General features: G+C 65.2%; 14 protein-coding genes. 11 read left to right on the top strand and 3 right to left on the bottom strand.

Annotated elements, in window-relative coordinates:
* Positions 1–75 precede the first annotated feature (75 nt).
* From thiS to KHN93_RS16175, 4 genes are all read left to right on the top strand, one after another.
* Positions 76–276 carry a sulfur carrier protein ThiS gene (gene thiS, locus KHN93_RS16160; protein WP_102253562.1) on the top strand — a complete coding sequence of 67 codons (201 nt, stop codon included), beginning with the start codon at positions 76–78 and terminating at the stop codon, positions 274–276.
* A 49-nt stretch (positions 277–325) separates the two neighbouring features.
* Positions 326–1,120: a thiazole synthase gene (locus tag KHN93_RS16165; protein WP_054592191.1), complete on the top strand. Its 795-nt coding sequence runs from the start codon at positions 326–328 to the stop codon at positions 1,118–1,120.
* Between the two features lie 173 nt (positions 1,121–1,293).
* Positions 1,294–2,052 (top strand): tRNA (guanosine(46)-N7)-methyltransferase TrmB, encoded by a 759-nt coding sequence (gene trmB / locus KHN93_RS16170; RefSeq protein WP_211920760.1) that lies wholly within the window; start codon positions 1,294–1,296, stop codon positions 2,050–2,052.
* Positions 2,053–2,126: 74 nt separating this feature from the next.
* Positions 2,127–3,989: an SLC13 family permease gene (locus KHN93_RS16175; protein ID WP_016903329.1), complete on the top strand. Its 1,863-nt coding sequence runs from the start codon at positions 2,127–2,129 to the stop codon at positions 3,987–3,989.
* Positions 3,990–4,008: 19 nt separating this feature from the next.
* Here the strand turns inward: KHN93_RS16175 and KHN93_RS16180 are convergent, their stop codons facing one another.
* Positions 4,009–4,350, bottom strand: a complete 342-nt coding sequence (locus KHN93_RS16180) for a Rieske (2Fe-2S) protein (protein ID WP_053045693.1) — start codon at positions 4,348–4,350, stop codon at positions 4,009–4,011.
* Positions 4,351–4,602: 252 nt separating this feature from the next.
* Between KHN93_RS16180 and KHN93_RS16185 the strand changes: the two genes are divergently transcribed.
* From KHN93_RS16185 to KHN93_RS16205, 5 genes are all read left to right on the top strand, one after another.
* Positions 4,603–4,878 (top strand): hypothetical protein, encoded by a 276-nt coding sequence (locus KHN93_RS16185; protein WP_102585145.1) that lies wholly within the window; start codon positions 4,603–4,605, stop codon positions 4,876–4,878.
* A 216-nt stretch (positions 4,879–5,094) separates the two neighbouring features.
* On the top strand, positions 5,095–5,808 hold the full coding sequence (locus tag KHN93_RS16190; protein ID WP_039525784.1) for a fumarylacetoacetate hydrolase family protein: 714 nt from the start codon (positions 5,095–5,097) through the stop codon (positions 5,806–5,808).
* 60 nt (positions 5,809–5,868) lie between these two features.
* Entirely contained in the window at positions 5,869–6,300 is a 432-nt protein-coding gene (gene mscL, locus KHN93_RS16195) for a large-conductance mechanosensitive channel protein MscL (protein ID WP_024940317.1), read from the top strand.
* A 109-nt stretch (positions 6,301–6,409) separates the two neighbouring features.
* Positions 6,410–7,828: a M28 family peptidase gene (locus KHN93_RS16200; RefSeq protein WP_211920762.1), complete on the top strand. Its 1,419-nt coding sequence runs from the start codon at positions 6,410–6,412 to the stop codon at positions 7,826–7,828.
* A 189-nt stretch (positions 7,829–8,017) separates the two neighbouring features.
* Positions 8,018–9,070: a LacI family DNA-binding transcriptional regulator gene (locus KHN93_RS16205; protein WP_024940315.1), complete on the top strand. Its 1,053-nt coding sequence runs from the start codon at positions 8,018–8,020 to the stop codon at positions 9,068–9,070.
* Positions 9,071–9,305: 235 nt separating this feature from the next.
* On the opposite strand, the gene KHN93_RS16210 is transcribed toward KHN93_RS16205, so the two are convergent.
* Both KHN93_RS16210 and KHN93_RS16215 read right to left on the bottom strand, forming a co-directional pair.
* On the bottom strand, positions 9,306–12,242 hold the full coding sequence (locus tag KHN93_RS16210; RefSeq protein WP_102585144.1) for a TonB-dependent receptor: 2,937 nt from the start codon (positions 12,240–12,242) through the stop codon (positions 9,306–9,308).
* A 109-nt stretch (positions 12,243–12,351) separates the two neighbouring features.
* Positions 12,352–15,822 (bottom strand): glycosyl hydrolase 2 galactose-binding domain-containing protein, encoded by a 3,471-nt coding sequence (locus tag KHN93_RS16215; RefSeq protein WP_211920764.1) that lies wholly within the window; start codon positions 15,820–15,822, stop codon positions 12,352–12,354.
* Between the two features lie 219 nt (positions 15,823–16,041).
* Between KHN93_RS16215 and KHN93_RS16220 the strand changes: the two genes are divergently transcribed.
* Both KHN93_RS16220 and KHN93_RS16225 read left to right on the top strand, forming a co-directional pair.
* On the top strand, positions 16,042–18,006 hold the full coding sequence (locus tag KHN93_RS16220) for a glycoside hydrolase family 97 protein (protein WP_167705845.1): 1,965 nt from the start codon (positions 16,042–16,044) through the stop codon (positions 18,004–18,006).
* Positions 18,007–18,307: 301 nt separating this feature from the next.
* Positions 18,308–19,795: a neprosin family prolyl endopeptidase gene (locus KHN93_RS16225; RefSeq protein WP_244812136.1), complete on the top strand. Its 1,488-nt coding sequence runs from the start codon at positions 18,308–18,310 to the stop codon at positions 19,793–19,795.
* Positions 19,796–19,811 lie beyond the last annotated feature (16 nt).

A 19,811-nucleotide genomic window follows, 5' to 3' on the forward strand; every position in this document is an offset into this window, starting at 1 on the left:
CGCCCGCGCTCACGCTGCATTGCCGCATAACGCAAAAACGCGCGCCCTGGCGGCACGCGATGCCACAATGATGACATGAACATTCAACTCAACGGCACCCCGCGCGACATTCCCGACGACCTGCTGCTGGCCACCCTGCTGGAGCAGGAAGGTCTTGCACAGCGGCGCGTGGCGGTGGAGATCAATGGCGAAATCGTGTCGCGCGGGCGGCATGCCACGCACCGGTTGCATGCCGGCGATGTGGTGGAGATCGTGCACGCGCTGGGCGGCGGTTGATGCGACGCGCAGGCCGGCGCAGCTGCGCGCGATCGGTGATAATTGCCCGATGACCAATACCGCCCCCTCTGATGCGCTGATCATCGCCGGCAAGCCCTACCGTTCGCGCCTGCTGACCGGCACCGGCAAGTTCAAGGACCTGGACGAAACCCGCCTGGCCACCGAAGCGGCGGCCGCGCAGATCGTCACCGTGGCGATCCGCCGGGTGAACATCGGCCAGGACCCGAACGCGCCCAGCCTGCTCGATGTACTGCCGCCGGATCGCTACACGCTGCTGCCCAACACTGCCGGCTGCTACACCGCCGAGGACGCAGTGCGCACCTGCCGGCTGGCGCGCGAGCTGCTGGACGGCCACAACCTGACCAAGCTGGAGGTGCTCGGCGACGAGCGCACGCTGTACCCGGATGTGGTGCAGACGCTCAAGGCCGCCGAACAACTGGTGGCCGACGGCTTTGAGGTCATGGTCTATACCTCCGACGATCCGATCCTGGCCAAGCGCCTGGAAGAGATCGGCTGCGTGGCGGTGATGCCACTGGCCGCGCCGATCGGCTCCGGGCTGGGCATCCAGAACAAGTACAACCTGCTGGAAATCATCGAAAACGCCAAGGTACCGATCATTGTCGATGCCGGCGTAGGCACGGCATCGGATGCGGCGATCGCGATGGAGCTGGGCTGCGACGGCGTGCTGATGAACACCGCCATCGCCGGTGCGCGCGATCCGATCCTGATGGCGAGCGCGATGCGCAAGGCGATCGAGGCCGGACGCGAAGCCTTCCTGGCCGGGCGGATTCCGCGCAAGCGGTATGCCTCGGCGTCGAGTCCGGTGGATGGCGTGATTGGATGAGTGGGTGGGCTGCGTTGACATTGCCGTCGATGCGCACCGCCTGGCCGTGTGACGCGCCGGATGTGGCCGTTGCTGGATCGCGCGTTGCTGCACGTGCTCCCTCACGCCGTACCCTCACCCCAACCCCTCTCCCCAAGGTAGAGGGGCTTTTGTTTTTTGATGTGACTTAACTCATGACTGATCCTTTCACCAGCGACGGCGCCAAGATGCCGCCCAAGCCCTTCACCATCGAAGAGGGCCGCCGGCAGGTGCGCAGCTTCGTGCTGCGCCAGGGCCGCTTCACCCCGGCGCAGCAGCGCGCGTTCGACGAGTTGTGGCCGCGCTTCGGCCTGGACTACAGCGGTGCGCCGCGCGATCTCGATGCGGCCTTCGGCCGTCCCGCGCCCAAGGTGCTGGAGATCGGGTTTGGCAATGGCGCGGCATTGCGCTTTGCCGCGCAGCAGGACCCCAGCCGCGACTACATCGGCATCGAGGTGCATGCGCCCGGCGTCGGTCGCCTGCTCAATGCGCTGGACGCTGATGGCAGCACGCATGTGCGCCTGTATCACCACGACGCAGTGGAAGTGCTCGAACACGAGATCGCCGATGGCGCGCTTGACGAGGTGCGCATCTACTTCCCCGATCCGTGGCACAAGAAGCGCCACAACAAGCGCCGCCTGATCCAGCCGACGTTCGCGCAGCTGGTGGTGCGCAAGCTGCGCGATGGTGGCCGCCTGCATGCGGCCACCGACTGGGCCGATTACGCCGAACAGATGTGGGACGTGCTCGACGCCACCCCGGGCCTGGTCAATCGCGCCGGCCCGCGCGGCCACGTCGAACGCCCCGCCTGGCGACCGCAGACCCACTTCGAAACCCGCGGCCAGAAGCTCGGCCACGGCGTGTGGGATCTGGTTTATGACCGGGATTCGGGAGCGGGGATTGGGGATTCGTAACAGCGCTACCCCGCATACTCGACGCCGCAGTCGCCTGACCAATCCCCACTTCCGAATCCCGAATCCCCGCCCCGATGGACACCGCGCTGACACTGACCAACGATATGAAGCTCGTCCTCGGGCTGGTCGGTTTCACGATGGCGATGTTTTTGTTCGAGCGCATCCGCGCCGACGTGGTGGCCTTGATCGTGCTGGTGGTGCTGGGCGTCACCGGGCTGGTGGCGCCGGAAGAACTGTTTGGTGGTTTTTCCGGTAACGCGGTGATGAGCATCATCGCCACCACCATTCTCGGTGCGGGGCTGGAGCGCACCGGTGCGTTGAATCGCCTGGCGACCTGGTTGCTGCGGCGCTCGCACGGCAGCGAACAACGCCTGATGATGATGACGCTGGCCATCTCCGGCTTGAACTCGTCCTTCATGCAGAACCCGTCGGTGATGGCCTTGTACCTGCCGGTCGCCTCGCGGCTGGCCGCACGCACCGGGCTGACCCTGCAACGCATGCTGCTGCCGATCGCCGCGGCCATCGTGATGGGCGGCGCGCTGACCATGGTGGGCAATTCGCCGCTGATCCTGCTCAACGATCTACTGGTCTCGGCCAACAACAACCTGCCCTCGGGCATGGCCAGTATCGAGCCGTTGACGATGTTCGCGCCGCTGCCGATCGGCGTGGCCTTGCTGATCGCCGCATTGCTGTACTTCCGTTTCTACGGCGACCGCAAGCTGATCGAAGAAGAACGCCTGATCAACGAAGGCGTCACGCCCTCGCGCACCGAGAGTTATTTCGCCAAGACCTACGGCATCGACGGCGACGTGTTCGAGCTCACCGTCAGCGCCGAAAGCCCGCTGGTCGGCATGACCCTGGGCGAGGCCGAAGCGCTGCACGACGCGCCGTTGTTGCTGGCCCTGAAGACCGGCAACGACACCCGCCTGGCGCCGCCGGCCGACATGCGCATCTGGGTCGGCAGCGTGCTCGGTGCGATGGGCCCGCGCCAGGAAGTGACCGACTTTGCGCAGAACCAGTTCCTGCGCATGTCCTCGCGCCTGCGCAACCTGGGCGATCTGTTCAACCCCAGCCTGGCCGGCATTTCCGAAGCATTGATTCCGCCCAACTCGCGGCTGATCGGCAAGACCGCCGCCGAGTTGCGCCTGCGCAAGCAGAGCGGCATCAGCCTGCTGGCGATCAACCGCGACAAGCAGGTAATCCGCGAAGACGTGCGCAACGTACCGCTGCGCGGCGGCGACATGCTGGTGTTCCACAGCATCTGGCAGGACCTGGCGCAGGCGGCGGAAAGCCGCGACTTCGTGCCGGTAACCGACTTCCCCAAGGGCGAGCAGCGCCCGCACAAGTTCAAGATCGCCATGGCGATCTTCGCCTTCACCATCCTGATCGCACTGACCTCGCGCCTGCCGGTGGCGCTGACCTTGATGACCGGTGTGGCCTGCATGCTGGTCAGCGGCGTGCTGCGCATGGACGAGGCCTATGCCTCGATCAACTGGAAGACCATCTTCATGATGGCCGGCCTGATTCCACTGGGCTGGGCGATGGACAGCAGCGGCACTGCGGCCTGGGTGGCGGGCCATACCATCGACCGCCTGCCCGAAGGCATTCCGGTATGGGCGCTGGAAATCAGCCTGGCGCTGCTGACCACCGCGTTTTCGCTGGTGATCAGCCATGTCGGCGCCACCATCGTGATGGTGCCGATTGCGGTCAACCTGGCGCTGGCCGCCAACGGCAACCCCACCGCGTTTGCGCTGATCGTGGCGCTTTCGGCGTCCAACAATCTGATGACGGCCTCCAACCCGGTGATCTCGATGGTGGCCGGCCCGGCCAACTATCAGCCGCGCGAGCTGTGGCGCGTGGGCGCACCGCTGTCGCTGATCTACATCGTGGTGATGGTGTCGATGATCAACCTGATGTTCTGGTGGGCGGCGCGCTGAGCCGCACCACTTTCAACGGTCACCCGAGCACCACCTGCTCACCCTCGATGCGCACCGGCACCGCCAGCAGCGACTGACCGCGGCACGGGCCGCTGATGCATTCGCCGCCGGTGAGCTCGAACGCTGCGCCATGCGCTGCGCACACCAGATGGCCGTCCTTGGTCTTGAGGAACTGGCCCGGCGCCCAATCCAGCCGGCGGCCGGCGTGCGGGCAGACGTTCAACCAGGCGCGCACCTGGGCGCCGTCGCGGTACAGCACCAAGGACTCCGGGCCACCATCCCAGACCGCTTCGACTTCCAGAAATCCGGCGTCGGGAATCTGCGCCAGTTCGGCAAGCGTGGTGGACGATGACGAAGACATGCAGTCTGCTGTTCGAGAACGGACTGCGATTGTGGCATGCGCCTGCATCGCTCCGACGCCACGCAGTGGCTACGGTCCACGCATTTGCTGGCCCGTGTGGGCGCTGCTCCGGGGCCGCCAAGGCGACAATCGCGCAACACATCGGATGTGATGGATTTAACAAAACGAGCTATCGTTTAACGAAGTTTTCACTCAATGACATGAAACCGCAACGATACTGCCTGCCTGTTTCCTGCCCGGCAGCCCACCGCCATGCCTGCACGCATCTTCCAATTCGGTAACCTCCATCACCTGTTTGCCCCGCGCAAGCCGCGTCACCCGTTGGTGCGCGTGGCCGCCGGCCTGGCTGGTCTGGTCATCCTTGCGGTGCTGATCTTCTTCAGCGTGTTCGTGGGCGCGGCGATGATCCTGGGCGGCATTGCCTGGAAGCTGCTGAGCAAATCGAACCGTCGCACGCCGCAGCAAACCCGCGTGGTCGAGGCCGAATATCGCGTGGTGCGCAAGCCTGCGCTGCCGTTGTCGCACTGAGGCGTCATTCCACCGCCTCCAGCGCGGTGAACATCCAATCCCGAATCAGTCGCGCAGGTATTGACCGGTCTGCGCGAGTTTGCGTGCGCCGATGCAAGCCGTGATCGCAGACCTGCCAGCCAGACGTTGCGCCACACTGCACGCTGCAGCGCGGCGGTTCCGTCATGCACAGCCAAACGGCTAGACTCACGTGCCCCGTTCCCCAAGGATGCGTGCATGACCCACGATGTGATTCCCGCCGCCGATGTTCCGCGCATTCCGGTGGTTGGTGGCGGTAACTTTCCGGTGCACCGCATCTACTGTGTCGGCCGCAACTTTGCCGATCACGCGCGCGAGATGGGCGCCACTGCGCCTGCCTCCAAGGCCGAGCGTGGCCAGCCGACCTTTTTCATGAAGCCTGCCGATGCGATCGTGGTCGGCCACGGCGACCACATTCCGTACCCGCCGGGCACCAAGGAACTGCACCACGAAGTGGAACTGGTGGTGGCACTGGGCAGCGATGCGCCGGCCGGCGAGTTGCCGGTGGAGCAGGCAGAGGCGCTGATCTACGGCTACGGCGTGGGCCTGGACCTGACCCGACGCGACCTGCAGGCAGCTGCCAAGGCCAAGGGCCTGCCGTGGGACATCGCCAAGGGCTTCGACCACTCCGCACCGATCAGCGAGCTGGTGCATGCCGGCGAAGTGGGTGCGCTGGAGGCCTTGAACCTGTCACTGGAAGTCAACGGCCAGGTGCGTCAGCAGTCGTTGCTGGACCAGATGATCTGGAACGTGCCGGAGATTTTGCATGAGCTCTCCAAGCTCTACGCATTGCGCGCGGGCGACCTGATCTTCATGGGCACGCCGGCCGGTGTCGGCCCGCTGCTGCCCGGCGATCAGTTCAGCGCACGCCTGGAAAACGTTGCCGAGCGCCACGGCATCATCGCGGGCTGACACGCGGCCCGCTACGATCACCCTGCGGCAGTTGGTCCGCGACCGCATCTGGAGTGCGCTATGGGAATGGTCAGCGAATTCAAGCAATTCGCGATGCGTGGCAATGTCATCGACCTGGCGGTCGGTGTCGTCATCGGTGCAGCGTTCGGCAAGATCGTCACTGCACTGGTGGAAAAGATCATCATGCCGCCGATCGGCTGGGCCATCGGCAATGTGGATTTCTCGCGCCTGGCGTGGGTGCTCAAGCCAGCCGGCGTCGATGCCACCGGCAAGGAAATTCCGGCAGTGGCGATCGGCTACGGCGATTTCATCAACACCGTCGTGCAGTTCGTGATCATCGCCTTTGCGATCTTCATGGTGGTCAAGCTGATCAACCGCCTGACCCACCGCAAGCCGGATGCCCCCAAGGGCCCGAGCGAAGAAGTGCTGTTGCTGCGCGAGATCCGCGATTCGTTGAAGAACGACACACTGAAGACACCGGGCGTGCCGTAAGCGGACACATCCGCTGCGCAACTTCGCGCAGGAGGATGACCTTTCGCACGCAGACGGGGGACCTCGCGCTGATAAGCTCGGGGTCCCCTTGTCGTTGGAGCCGCCCTGCATGCGTCGCCTCGCTGTCGCCATCTCTGCCCTACTCGCCTGCACACCCGCGCTTGCCGCACAGACCACCATCGCCGATGGCGCGCTGCGCACCGCCGCGCAGCTGCGCGAGCAGGCCCTGGCCGACACCACCGGCTTTGCGGTGGTGGAATCGTTGACCACCGAAGTGGGCCCGCGCATTGCCGGTGGCGAAGCCGATCCGCGCGCGGTGGCCTGGGCCAAGGCCAAGTTCCAGTCGCTGGGCTTCGACAAGGTGTGGACCGAGCCGGTGAGCTTTCCCAAGTGGCAGCGGCGCAGCGAACAGGCGGCGGTGATCGGCGCGCATGCGCAGCCTTTGCACATCACCGCACTGGGCGGCAGCCCGGGCGGCACCGTCGAAGGCGAGGTGGTGCGCTTCGAAAACCTGGCGGCACTGCAGGCCGCGCCAGCCGGCTCGCTGGCCGGCAAGATCGCGTTCGTCGATTACCAGATGACCAAGGCGCGCGACGGCAAGGATTACGGCAATGGCGGCGCGGTGCGCAGCAAGGGCCCGTCGGAAGCGATCCGCAAGGGCGCGATCGGCTTCGTGATGCGCTCGGCCGGCACCGACTCGCACCGCGTGCCGCATACCGGCATCACCCGCTTCGATGAAGGCGTGACACCGGTACCGGCAGCGGCGTTGTCGGTGCCCGATGCCAACCAGCTCGCGCGCCTGACCGCGCTGGGCAGCACGCGTGTGCGGCTGGCGCTGGATTGCGGCTGGGACGGCACCGCGACCTCGTACAACGTGATCGGCGAAATCACCGGACGCAGCAAGCCGAAGGAAGTGGTGGTGATCGGCGGGCATCTGGATTCGTGGGATCTGGGCACCGGCGCGATCGACGATGGCGCCGGCGTGGCGATCACCATGGCCGCCGGCCACCTGATCGGCCAACTCAAACAGGCGCCCAAGCGCAGCATCCGCGTGGTGGCCTTCGCCAACGAGGAGCAAGGCCTGTACGGCGGCAAGGCATATGCAGCCGCGCACGGCAAGGATGCCAAGGACATGGCGCTGCATCAGATCGGTGCGGAGAGCGACTTTGGTGCCGGGCGCATCTATGCGTTCAACACCGGCTCGGCGGCACCGGACGCGTCGCGCGCAGCGACCAGACAGATTGCCGAGGTACTCGCGCCGTTGGGCATCGCGTATGAGCCGAGCAAGGGCGGCCCCGGCCCGGATGTCGGGCCGATTTCCGCCAAGGGTGGCGCCTGGGCATGGCTGGCGCAGGACGGCACCGACTACTTCGATCTGCACCACACCGCCGACGACACGCTGGACAAGATCGACCCCAAGGCGCTTGCGCAAAACATCGCGGCCTACACGGTGTTTGCGTATCTGGCGGCCGAAGCCGATGGCGATTTCGGCAGCCGCGCAAAAAGCGTGCAGCCGCCGAGCGAATAACTGCATTTGCAGACATCGCGGGCACTCATCGGTTGAGTGTGCGCGGCATAGAGCACGCGCACGCTGCGCGTGGTCTGTGCCGATACCGACATCGCAGCGACGATTGCCAGCGGCCAGGCACGTCCTGGTCGCTGCAGGTCTCAAGCACGCCACCCGCCTTTCGCTTCCACTCCAGGACGAGCACACACAATGGCGGCCAAGCGCCAACGCAGTGCGAACAACGCGGCAACCCTGCTGGATGTCGCCAAGCACGCCGGCGTCTCGCCGATGACAGCTTCGCGCGTCATCAACCGCCACCCGCATGTCGGCGAGGAGATGCGCGTGCGGGTGGAGGCCTCGGTCCAGGCATTGGGGTATCGCCCCAACCTGGCCGGCCGTTCGTTGCGCACCAGCGGCCTGTTGCGCATCGGCGTGCTGTACAGCAATCCCAGCGCGGCTTACCTCAATCAATTCATGCTTGGCCTGCTCGAACAGAGCAGCCTCAATGGCAGCCAGGTGCTGGTGGAAAAATGCGGCGCCATCCGCAGCCAGCGTGCCGCCACCGAGCGTTTGCTGGCGGCCGGCGTGGACGGCGTGATCCTGCCGCCCCCGCTATGCGATTCGCGCCAGACCATCGCCGAACTCGACGCACGCGGCATCCCGGTCGTGGCGGTGGCGAGCGGTGCGCCGATGGCGCAGATCAGCTCGGTGCGCATCGACGATTACCAGGCTGCGCGCGCCATCGTCGATCACCTGATCGAACTGGGCCATCGCCGCATCGCCTTGATCAAGGGCGACCCCAAACACACGCCCAGTGCATTACGTGCCAACGGCTATCTCGACAGCCTGCAGGCTGCCGGCCTGCCCGTAGCCGAAGAATTGATGGCAGACGGTCTGTTCACCTATCACTCCGGCCTGCTCGCCGCGCGCAGCCTGCTTGCGCAGGCGCAACCGCCCACCGCCCTGTTCTGCAGCAACGACGATATGGCGGCAGCCGCCGTTGCGGTCGCACACGGACTGGGCCTGCGCGTGCCCGAAGATGTATCGGTCGCCGGTTTCGACGACACCCCGGTTGCCACCACCATCTGGCCCGAGCTCACCACCGTGCATCAACCGGTCACCGCGATGGGCCGCGCGGCGGTGTCGCTGCTGGCCGATGCGATCCGCCAGCGACGCAAGGGCGATCCCGCGCAGGGCGTGCATCAGGTGATGAAGTACACCGTGGTCAAGCGCGGCTCGACGGCCGGGCCACCAGTGCGGTAAGCGCTGCATCGATCGGCATCGGGTAACGCCTGCGCCATCATGCAAAAAAACGGCCACATCGCTTCCCGACGATGCGGCCGAATGGGAGGGTGCCTGACGTTGCCGTCAGGCGTACTGCAGCGCCGCAATGAGCGGCGACGGGAAGAAAGCGCAATGACCGCTTGGAGAGCGACAACAGCGAAACATGCGCGACCCAGCGCGGGGGTGCACTGGGTCGCACAACGGTGCAGCCGGATCAGAAGCGCAGACGCAAGCCCGCGTAGTAACGACGCTCGAAGATGTTCTGGTCGTAGTAGTGGTTGGTCCACTGCGCGTAGCGCCGCTCGCTTTCGCCGGTCAGATTGGTGGCCTGGGCATACAGGGTCAGGTGATCGTTGACGTCGTAGCTGAAAGACGCATCGAGATAGCCCACGTCGTCGTTCCAGATCGCCAGCTCGTCGCCCCAGGCACCGCTGTTGACCTGACTGAAGCGCTTGCTGCGCCAGTTGTAGGCCACACGCGCCTGCAGCTTGTCCTTCTGGTACCACAGCACCGCGTTGGCCTGGTGCTTGGAGTTATCGCCGATCGGCAAGGTGTTGCCGTCGATATCGGTGTTGTCGGTGTCGGCGTCGGAGAAGGTGTAGTTGATGTTGGTACCGAAGCCGCTCAACCAGCCGGGCAGGAAGTCGAAGGCTTGCTGATACCCCACTTCAAAGCCCTTGATCTTGCCGCCACCGCCGTTGACGATGCGCTCCACCGGGCCACCCAGCCGCGCCACGCCATCGGCGTCGGGCAACAGCTCGATATTGGTCACTGTGGTGGGGAACGACTTCACATCGATCAGGAACGCACCCACGCTGACCAACGACGCATCGGAGAAATACCATTCCCACGAGGCGTTGTAGTTGGTGGCGCGGTACGGATCGAGATCCGGATTGCCGGAGCGGCCATTGAGGAACAGCACCGCATCCGAAGGCAACGCGGGGTTGCGCGGTGGCGTGCCGTTGACCGCATAGAAGCTCACCAACCCGCGCCCGAGATCGGGCAGGTCCTGGCGCGCCACGGCCTTGTTGTAGGCAAAGCGCAGCTTCTGCGCATCGGTGATGTCCAGCGACAGGTTGGCGGTGGGCAGCACGTCGGTGTATTGACGGTTCAATCGATTGGTACCGATCGCCGGGCTGACGCCGTTCCATTCGACATTGCCGATGAACACATTGCCGCTGCTCAGGTACTGGTCGATCGCCAGCTTGGTCTGCACGATGCGCGCGCCGATGTTGGCCGTCCACGGGACCGCGCTACCGGTACCGCCTTCCAGATTGGCCAGAAAATACGCCGCGGTGCTCTTTTCGGTGACCTTGTAGGAGTCGGCGGCCTGTTGATAGGCCACGTTGCCGGGGTACAGGCTGTTGAGATAGCCCACCGGGTCCTTCATGACCTGCGGATTGATCGCCGGCAGGCCCTGGCTGCCCAGGCCGGTGACCTTGAGCGGATCGAAGTCGTTGAAATACGCCCAGTAACCGGGAATCGAATTGAACGGCAGCAGACGCGCTTCGGAGACGCCGCTGCAGGTGTCCACGATCAGCGGATCCTTGAAGTAATACAGCGAGCGGTTCGGGTCGGCGCAGCTGGTCGATACCGGCGACAGATAGCGATAGGTATCCAGCTTGACCTCGCGCTCGCCGTAGCGGATGCCGAACTGGAAGCCGCGCACCACGCCCTCGTCGAACTCGAAAGTGCCATCGGCGCGGAACGCGTCCATCGTCGCTTCGATCTTGTTGCCCTGCGCCCAGGTCGACATCAGCTGCCAGTTGTCCGGGTTGGACACGTCGGTGCCGAGGTTGACCGCCGGATAGGTGCCACGGAAATCCACCGAGGCATCCACTGTCGGCAAGCCGTTGGCGTTTGCCCACTGCGTGACGCCGCCGGCGCGCGTGATCTGGTCGCCACGCGTCACCACCGCATCGGCACGCGCTTCGTCGTAGGTGCGCTGCGCGTCGCCATGCACCCAGCGGAACGAGGCACGCAAAGGGCCACCATCATCGAAGCGCAGCTCCAGATTGGTGTTGAGCGCGTCCGAGTCGGCAACGCCGGCCATCGAGTGGGCCTGGAAGCGGTTGTAGCGGAACTGGCCGTATTCCAGCACGCCGTTGGAATCGACCACCGACCCGGGCTGCAACTGGTTAGTGGCCCAGCCGGTGTGCAGCTGCGCGGCCACCGAGGTGTCCTGGTCTTCGAGCTTGGTGTAGGCCGCATCGGCCAACACCGTCCACGAATCGTTGATGTTGAACTGGAACGAGCCGTTGATGCCGGTGCGCTGGCGATCGGTGCTGCGGTTGTCCAGTTCGGTGGCGACCCAGTTGTAGAAATAATCGCGCGGCAGATTGCTGGGGTCGGTGTTGCTGCCGATGCGTCCGTCGCCGTTGAAATCGAAGCCCACATTCTGCTCGGTGGATTTCTGCGCGCCATTGGAATACACGCTGGGATGCTTGTTTTCCAGCGTGGCATCGGAGTACGACACGGCCAGCAATGCACCCCAGCGCTCGGTGCGGAAACTGGCCAGGCCCGAATACAGCTCGTTGAGCTCCTGCACGCGGTCGCCGTAGGAGCCTTCGGCCTGGCCGCTGAAGGTCCAGCCTTCCGGCAGGTCGAACGGGCGCCGCGTCTTCAGCGAGACGGTACCGCTGATGCCGCCATCCAGATCGGCGGCGGTCGGCGATTTGATCACGTCCACGCCACTGAACAGCGTCGGCGGGATATCGACGAAATCCGGCTGCGCGCGGCCGATGTTCGGCTGGCCGTATTGGTCGCCGCCACCGGCGCTCAGGTACAACTCGCCGTTCATGGTGGTCTGCACCTGCGGCATGCCGCGGATATTGAGCTGCGAGCCCTCGCCGGCCGAACGCCTGATCTGCACGCCGGGCACGCGTTGCAGCGAATCGGTGATGGTGACGTCGGGCAACTTGCCGATGTCTTCGGCAGAGATCGAGTCGATGATCTGCGCGGCGGTGCGCTTGTTCTCGATGGCCTCGGCCTGCGCGCCGCGCACGCCCTTGACCATGACCTTGTCCAGGTCGGTGACCCCGGCGGCGTTGCCGGCGTCCTGTGCGCCTGCGCTGCCGGCAAGCAGGGTGAGTGCAGCCGCGAGTGCGGCGGCCAGTGGGGTGTGGCGGGTGTTCGAATGCAGCTTGTTCATGGTCCCCTCCCAGGGATGACGACAATCCACGACCGTTTCGAATGGCATTGCAGCAACGGCAATGCAGTATTGGCTGACGCGCAATCGGCGCGGCAACGCGCTGGCGCCGCTACGGAGGCCCGTTGGCAACGCCTGTTGATGGTTCGACATTCCAGCCGCGCACCTGCAGCGTGGCATTGCGCAAGCTCGCCGCGGACGGGCCACGGATCTCGATCTCGCGCTGCTCGCCCGGCACCAGGCTGAGGTAGTTGTCGCTGTAGTACGCCGGCAGGATGCGCTGGCCTTGCGCATCCACCAGGGTCAGCTTGGTGTTGAGCGCAACCTGCTGCGAGGCATTGCGCACGCTGGCGCGCAGCACCGGTTCGGCGCCCTCCTGCAGCTGCGTGCTGAGCTGCACCGGCACTGCCGCCAGCGCATCCAGACCGCGCATGGCCGCCGCATCGCGCGCCACCCAGTAGAAATTGCGCGAACGCACGACTGCGTCGCGATCGAGCAATTGCAGCCGCACAAAGCCCAGGCCATTGGTGTCCTTGAGCAACGGCGCCAGTTGCAGCACCGGTGCCGACACCGCAACCGCCGCGGCCTCCAGCGCTTGCTCGCGCTGCTGCAGCAACTTTCCGTCGGCGGCATAGACTTCTGCGCGCACGCGCAGGCCGCTCACCAGCTCGGCCGCATTGTTGACCACCACCACCTCGTGGCCAGGCAGGTTCATCTGCACATGCAGCATCTCTGCCGCGTTGCGCACACCGTAGTAGGCCGCGTGGGTGTCGTAGTCGTGGCTGTAGATCTGCCACATGTTGCTGGGCCAGGCCGGATGGCTCATCCATAGCAGCCGCCCGCTGTTCTTTCTCCACAGCTGCGCGTTGAAGCCTTCGAAGATGGCGCGGTGGGTGTCGTAGTTGAGCAACTGCGCCTTGCGTTCGAAGTCCGCCAGGCTGGTCGGCGCGCCGAGCTTGTCGGTCAGCGAGCGCATGAAGCTGGCGGTGTCGCCGTTACCGGACTGGTGCCAGTCGTGATACGCCCAGGCATCGCCGATCGGCCACTGGTCCTGCACCGCAGGTACCGATGCCTGGAACGACTCCAGGGTGGAGAACGAGGGCGTGCCCACCTCCACCGAAAAGCCCTGCGCCAGCTTGTTGAAGTACGCCACCGGCTCGCGGTAGTTGTACGGGCCGCTGCCCTGCAGATTGATCTCGTTGGAACTGCCGGTATACCAGCGCGTGCCATCGAGTTCGGCCACCAGCTGGTCCAGGCCTTCGTTGAGGATCGGAGCCGGCACGCCTTCGTTGCGTCCGAACCACAGCACGATGGAAGGATGATTGCGGAAGCGCTTGATCACCTCGGCGGCGTTGTCCAGGAACAGCGCTGCGTCGGCCGGCCCCATGTTGTAGTTCTGGGTGGACTGCCAGAAGTCGTTGAGCACCAGCATGCCGTATTCGTCGGCCAGCTCGAAGAAGCTGGCTTCGGTGTTCTGCCCCACCCAGTTGCGCACCACATTGAAATGCGCATCGCGCTGCAGACGGAAGTACGGCTCCAGCCGCTCGCGCGAGACCCGCTTGCGCCAGTCGTCCATGCCCCAGTTGCCGCCCTTCACCGCAATACGCACACCATTGATGCGCAGTGCCAGATGCGGGGCCAGGCTGTTGTCGTCGAGCTGCTGCACCGCCGGCGAGGACAAGGCGCCGGGATACAGGGATTGCGCATTGCCGCCGGGTACCGGACGGATCGCTGCATGCCGCACGTCGACGATGCGCTCGCCGCGTTGCCGGGCCTGATTGAGATCGACCAGGACGCGGCGCAACGCGCCATCGTCGTCGAACAACGACAGTTCGTAGGTCACCTGACGAATGCCAAAGCGCAGCTGCTGCGCGTCCGACGGCGTACCGGCCACCTCGACGCTGGCCTGCAAGGTGTACAGCGCCGGCTCGCCATAGCCGTTGGGCCACCACAGGCGCGGATTGGCGATGACCAGCTGCGGCGTATCGGCGGCGGTGAGCTTGAGCGTGCTGCCACCGGCCGGCACCGTGACCTCGCGCCGGATGCGCACATCGCCGAAGGCCAACTGCAACGTGCCCTGCACTGCTGCGGCAGTGTCGTTGCGCAATGGCAGGTTGATTTCGAGTTCCGCGCGGTGATGATCCGGTGCCAGCTTCGCGGTGATCACTTGCGTATCACCGAGCGCCACTGGACCGGTGGCATGCAGCTGCACGTCCTGCCACAGACCGGCATTGCGATCGCGCACCGCCGGAATCCAGTCCCAGCCTTCGCTGGCGATGAAGGTCGGCCCGTCCAGCGCCTGCATGCCGCCATTTTCGCCGACACCGGCCGTCATCGACTGTTCGTGCGCGATGCCGGGATGTGGCGGCGGCGACACCCGTACCGCGACGACGTTCCTGCCCGGCTTGAGCTGCTTGCTGACATCGAAGCGACCGCGTGCGAATGCGCCGCGGGTGCGCCCGACCTGGGTGCCATTGACCCAGATCTCGCCGGCGTAGTTGATGCCGTTGAACAGCAGCTCCAATCGCTTGCCTTGCAGTGCTGCAGGCACATCGAAACTGCTGCGGTACCACCAATCCTGCCGGCTCAGCGATTCGGGAATCGCCATGTTGTTGAGGCCGATATCCGGATCCGGATACACGCCACGATCGACCAGCGTGGTGAGTACCGTGCCCGGCACGGTCGCGGCGCGCCAGCGGCTCTTGCCGGCGGCGTAATCGCTGCGCGACAGCGTCGCACCGCTGGCCTGACCGAGCTCTGGTGCCGCAGCGAGTTGCCATGCACCGATCCGCCATGCGGTGGCATCCAGCGGCTGCAGCGCAGGCGCCTCCGATACCGGCCTGGCGACCGGCGCCAGGAAGGGCGCGGCACTGCGCGGCAGGGTCGCCGCCGCTTGTGGTGCGAGTTGCCCTGCCATCTGTTTGACCTGCACGCGCCAGCCGGGCGATGCGTCTTCGAAGCGCTGCAGCGCAGGATCCGGTGTCTGTCTGGCAAGCCGTGCGATGGTTGCCGCATCCAGCGCACCGGACTGCACGGTGAAGCCTGCGATCTCGCCGCCAAAGTGCTGCGTATACGCCGCCGGTTGCTGGCGCGGGCCGAACACTAGCGTGGGCGCGACCGCGCTTTGCTGCACGTTGCCGCTGGCCACCTTGCGGCCATTGGCATACAGGCTCAGGCGCGTGCCCTGCGCAATCGCGGCGACCTGCGTCCAAACACCGGCGCGCAGCGGCTGCTTGCTGCGCAGCACATGCTCGGCGCCTTGGGCAAAGCCCAGCATGCCGTTGTCGATGACGAAGAAACGGCCAGCCGCCTGCGGATCACCGAGCCCGGCAATTAATGCCGGGCCGCTAGTCCCGCTGGAGGGCCGCACCCAGGCGGACACGCTCCAATCCGCATCGGCGGCCAGCAGCGGTGTTCCGGCGGCAAGCTTCTTGCTCAGCCCGAGACCGCCCGCGAGCACGCGCACGTCGTAGGGACCGGGCGGATCGGCATCGGCGGGTGCAGCCTCCACTGCAGTCCAGGCGATGCAAGCACACAACAACCACAGCGCTCCACGGCGGAACGCCTTGCGAACCATCAGCATTAGAGGCCTCTCCCAAGCTCTACTGCCAAGCAACGGTGCACACCACCTCGACGCAACCGCCAAGGCGACGCGTCGTCGCCTTGTCATTGCATCTGTCGTGATGCCGCCCGTGGCTGCCGCCCCTGTTTCAGCGGCCATGGTGCGAGGTAACGTTACCCCAGGTGGATATCGACGACAACCGTTCTGCGTTAGGGTTGGCGCTCCCAGGAGGAGGGACCCATGCGAAACCTGATCCAGTCCGCATTACCGGCGGCGTGCGCGCTGCTGTATTCGATCGCGCTGCCTGCAGCTGCGCAGCGTTTGCAGGTGCAGTCGCCCGACGCACGTACGCAGGTGGAATTCACGCTGCGCGCGGGCGGCGTGCCGACCTATCGCGTGCTGTATCGCAACAAAGTCGTGCTCGACGACGCCCCGCTCGGACTGGATCTGGGCCGCGCCGACACGCTCGGCAAGGCGATGACGCTGCAGGACAGCACCACCGAAACGCATGACAGCCGCTTCGCCCTGGCCGTGGGCAAGACGCGTCAGGCACGCGATCACTACCGTCAATTGCGCGTGCAGTTGTCGGACCCCAAACAGCGACGCCTGACGGTGGAATTGCGCGCCTACGACGACGGTGTTGCGCTGCGTTATGTGCTGCCAAATGCCGGCGAGGTGCGGATTCGCAATGAGCTCACCGGCTTTGCATTCCCCGGCGATTACCCATGCTGGACCTTGAACCTGGGCCGCTTCGGCACCAGCCACGAGGGCGAATACGATGCGATCGCCGCATCCAGGTTGCGCCCGCACAATCTGCTCGAGTTGCCGCTGGTGTGCCAGACCGATGCCAGCGGCACCACGCTGGCAATTGCCGAGGCGAACCTGCGCGATTATGCCGGCCTGTATCTCACCGGCCGCGAGGATGGCAGCCTGGGCGTGTCGGCGAAATTATCGCCACGCCTGGACGACCCCAAGCTAGCCGTCAGCTTTGATGCCAAGGGCCGCGATTTCGCCACGCCGTGGCGGGTGATCATGCTGGGTGACAGCCCGGCCAGCCTGATCGAATCCAATCTGATTTCCGCACTCAACCCGCCGCCGGCCTTCGATGCGAGCTGGGTGCGCGCGGGCAAATCGGCATGGGATTGGTGGTCCGGCTCACTGGCCAGTGGCGTGGCCCAGCCGGGCATGAATACCGCCACGATTCAGCGCTATATCGATCACGCGCAGCAATTGAAACTGCAATACATGCTGATCGACGATGGCTGGTATTTCGGCAGCACCGGCGATGGCCAGTACAACGTCGATGCCGATATCCGCCGGCCGGTGGAGCAGCTCGACCTGCCGGGCCTGGTGGCCTACGCACGGCAGCGCGATGTCGGGCTGTGGCTATGGGCGCATTGGCGTGCGCTGGATGCGCACATGGACGAAGCACTCGCCTGGTATCAGCAACTCGGCATCAAGGGCATCAAGGTCGACTTCATGGACCGCGACGACCAGCAGATGGTGGATTTCTACCACCGCCTATTAGCCAAGGCCGCCGAGCACAAACTGCTGGTGGATCTGCATGGCGCCTATCACCCGACCGGCCTGACCCGCACCTATCCCAACTACCTCACGCAGGAAGGCGTGCTCGGCGCCGAGTACAACAAGTGGACCACGCGCATCACCGCCACCCACAATCTCACGCTGCCGTTTACGCGCATGTTGCTCGGGCCGATGGATTACACACCGGGTGGCTTCCGCAATGTACGCCCGGCCGAGTTCAAGATGCAGCACATCGCACCTCAGGTGATGACCACGCGTGCGCAGCAACTGGCGATGTATGTAGTCTACGAAAGCCCGTTCGCGGTGGTCGCCGACAGCCCGGAACAATACGAAAACGTACCGGCAGCGCAGTTCCTGCGCGATGTGCCGGCGAGCTGGGATGAGACACGCGCACTCGATGGTGCGATCGGCGAGCACATCGCACTGGCGCGGCGTAGCGGCAAGGACTGGTACGTGGGTGCGATGACCAACGAGCAGGCACGCACGCTGACCTTGCCGCTGGCATTCCTGGGCAAGGGCAGCTGGACCGCCACCATCTATGCCGACGGCGCGGCCCCGACGGAGGTGCGTATCGATACGCGCAAACTCACCTCCAACGACAGCCTGCAGCTGCCATTGGCTGCAAACGGTGGCGCCGCCGTGCGACTGCAAAAAAAGTAAGAACAGCCATGCTTATGGTGAGGTGACCGTGCACACCTTTGCGCATCGGCAACGCGCCGTACGCAAGGGTGTGCATGACCATCGGCACGGCATCCGCTTAGCGCATTGCGCTTGCGGTGTGCCTGATATCACGCAATGCGTGTCTGGCGATCCATTTGTTTTTTAGGCAGTTAGGATGCGCACGCCTTCAACGCAGGCATGCGCCGGCTAGCCAAGCCCGGATGCCACTGCAGACTGAAGGCGCTGTCCTGCAGGGTGCGCCGCGTGCAGGCAGTTCCGTTCCGGCGCCAGGGGAAAACACATGAACTTCCGTTCTTATCGGCCGATGTCGATCGGCCGCGCCGTTGCTGCGCTCTGCGTTTATGCACTGGCTCCCGCCGTTGGCGCCGCCACGCTGCTACCGCCATCGATCTCGGCCAGCAGCGAACGCAGCATCGACACACTGATGCCACCGCTGCTACGAACACCTGCCACCGCAAGCATCGCAGCCGTGCAGCGCGATACGCTGCGTACGTCGCTGCAGGCATCGCGTGCATTTCCGCAGGTCACGCGCGACTTCAAGGATTTCCTGGATGCGCAGGCGCAGCTCGATTACGCCACGCGTGGCGCCACGGCCAAGGTCAGCGGCCCCAGCGCGTTCGCCGAAATGCAGCGCTATGTGTTCAACCGTTACAACGGCCTGACGGTGCTACGCAGCGTGCATCAGGATGGCAAGGTGTTCGACTGCATTCCGCGTGGGCAGCAGCCGGCACTGCGCGATGGCAGCGCGCCGGCGCCGCCGCCCGCCCCCCCGGGTAGCATCGGCACCGTCACGCCGATCGATGCGGTGCAACGGTGCGACACCGGCAGCGTGCCGCTAGAACGCATCGGCCTGGCCGAGATCAGCAAGCATGCGGATCTGCGCAGCTTTCTGCGTGGCACCACCCCTAGCGTGATTGCGCCCAGGCAGGCGGATGCCGCGCCGGCGGCGCAGGAGGCGGCATCGGTGGTGCATTACTACTCCACCATCTACCTGGACACCGCCGGCTCGCCGGTGACCGGTGCCGGCGCCGATCTCAACACCTGGGTGCCGACCATCACCGCCAACGATGCGCAATCGATCAGCCAGATCTGGCTGGGCGGTTACACCCGCCAGGGCGTGATCCAGACGCTGGAAGCCGGTTGGCAGACACAGCCCGGGGCCGGTTGGGGCACGCGGCCGATCCTGTTTATCTACTCCACCCAGGATGGCTACAGCACCACCGGTTGCCACAACCTGGATTGCGCCGACTTCGTGCAGACCAGCACCGCCAACGTGCTTGGTGCAGCACCGGCCGGTGGCTTCAGCACCGCAGGCGGCAAGCAGGCAATGCTGCATGTGGAGTTCCAGCGCAATGCCGACGGCTACTGGTGGTTCGGTTTGAATGGCGAATGGATCGGCTACTACAAGTCCGAGCTTTACACGGGCGATATTGCCGAGGGCAGCGCAAACATTTTCATCTCTGCGGGCGGCGAAATTTCCACCTGGGATGGTCGCCCCAGCGCACCGATGGGCAGTGGCCGATTTGCCAACGCAGGCTATCGCCAGGCCGCCTTCCAGGCCAACCACTTCTATCGCGATGCGGCGATGGCCACCCATCCCGCGCAGCGCCTGTCGAGCTTGAATGTGGAGCAGCCGTCCTGCTACACGCTGGCGATGGCCGGTTACACCTATCCGTACGCACTGGGCGCAGGCGTCACCCGCACCAGCTTGTCGCCGGAAATGCAGAACGGCGGCTTTTACTTCGGCGGGCCGGGCTGCGCACGCTGAGTCAATTGAGTGGAGT

The sequence above is a fragment of the Xanthomonas arboricola pv. juglandis genome (genome assembly GCF_905367715.1).
Lineage (GTDB): Bacteria > Pseudomonadota > Gammaproteobacteria > Xanthomonadales > Xanthomonadaceae > Xanthomonas > Xanthomonas arboricola.

What these genes read in the sequence shown, in the direction of transcription:
- thiS (WP_102253562.1), top strand. Translation starts at nt 76, where the DNA reads ATGAACATTCAACTCAACGGCACCCCGCGCGACATTCCCGACGACCTG.
- KHN93_RS16165 (WP_054592191.1), top strand. Translation starts at nt 326, where the DNA reads ATGACCAATACCGCCCCCTCTGATGCGCTGATCATCGCCGGCAAGCCC.
- trmB (WP_211920760.1), top strand. Translation starts at nt 1,294, where the DNA reads ATGACTGATCCTTTCACCAGCGACGGCGCCAAGATGCCGCCCAAGCCC.
- KHN93_RS16175 (WP_016903329.1), top strand. Translation starts at nt 2,127, where the DNA reads ATGGACACCGCGCTGACACTGACCAACGATATGAAGCTCGTCCTCGGG.
- KHN93_RS16180 (WP_053045693.1), bottom strand. Translation starts at nt 4,350, where the DNA reads ATGTCTTCGTCATCGTCCACCACGCTTGCCGAACTGGCGCAGATTCCC.
- KHN93_RS16185 (WP_102585145.1), top strand. Translation starts at nt 4,603, where the DNA reads ATGCCTGCACGCATCTTCCAATTCGGTAACCTCCATCACCTGTTTGCC.
- KHN93_RS16190 (WP_039525784.1), top strand. Translation starts at nt 5,095, where the DNA reads ATGACCCACGATGTGATTCCCGCCGCCGATGTTCCGCGCATTCCGGTG.
- mscL (WP_024940317.1), top strand. Translation starts at nt 5,869, where the DNA reads ATGGGAATGGTCAGCGAATTCAAGCAATTCGCGATGCGTGGCAATGTC.
- KHN93_RS16200 (WP_211920762.1), top strand. Translation starts at nt 6,410, where the DNA reads ATGCGTCGCCTCGCTGTCGCCATCTCTGCCCTACTCGCCTGCACACCC.
- KHN93_RS16205 (WP_024940315.1), top strand. Translation starts at nt 8,018, where the DNA reads ATGGCGGCCAAGCGCCAACGCAGTGCGAACAACGCGGCAACCCTGCTG.
- KHN93_RS16210 (WP_102585144.1), bottom strand. Translation starts at nt 12,242, where the DNA reads ATGAACAAGCTGCATTCGAACACCCGCCACACCCCACTGGCCGCCGCA.
- KHN93_RS16215 (WP_211920764.1), bottom strand. Translation starts at nt 15,822, where the DNA reads ATGCTGATGGTTCGCAAGGCGTTCCGCCGTGGAGCGCTGTGGTTGTTG.
- KHN93_RS16220 (WP_167705845.1), top strand. Translation starts at nt 16,042, where the DNA reads ATGCGAAACCTGATCCAGTCCGCATTACCGGCGGCGTGCGCGCTGCTG.
- KHN93_RS16225 (WP_244812136.1), top strand. Translation starts at nt 18,308, where the DNA reads ATGAACTTCCGTTCTTATCGGCCGATGTCGATCGGCCGCGCCGTTGCT.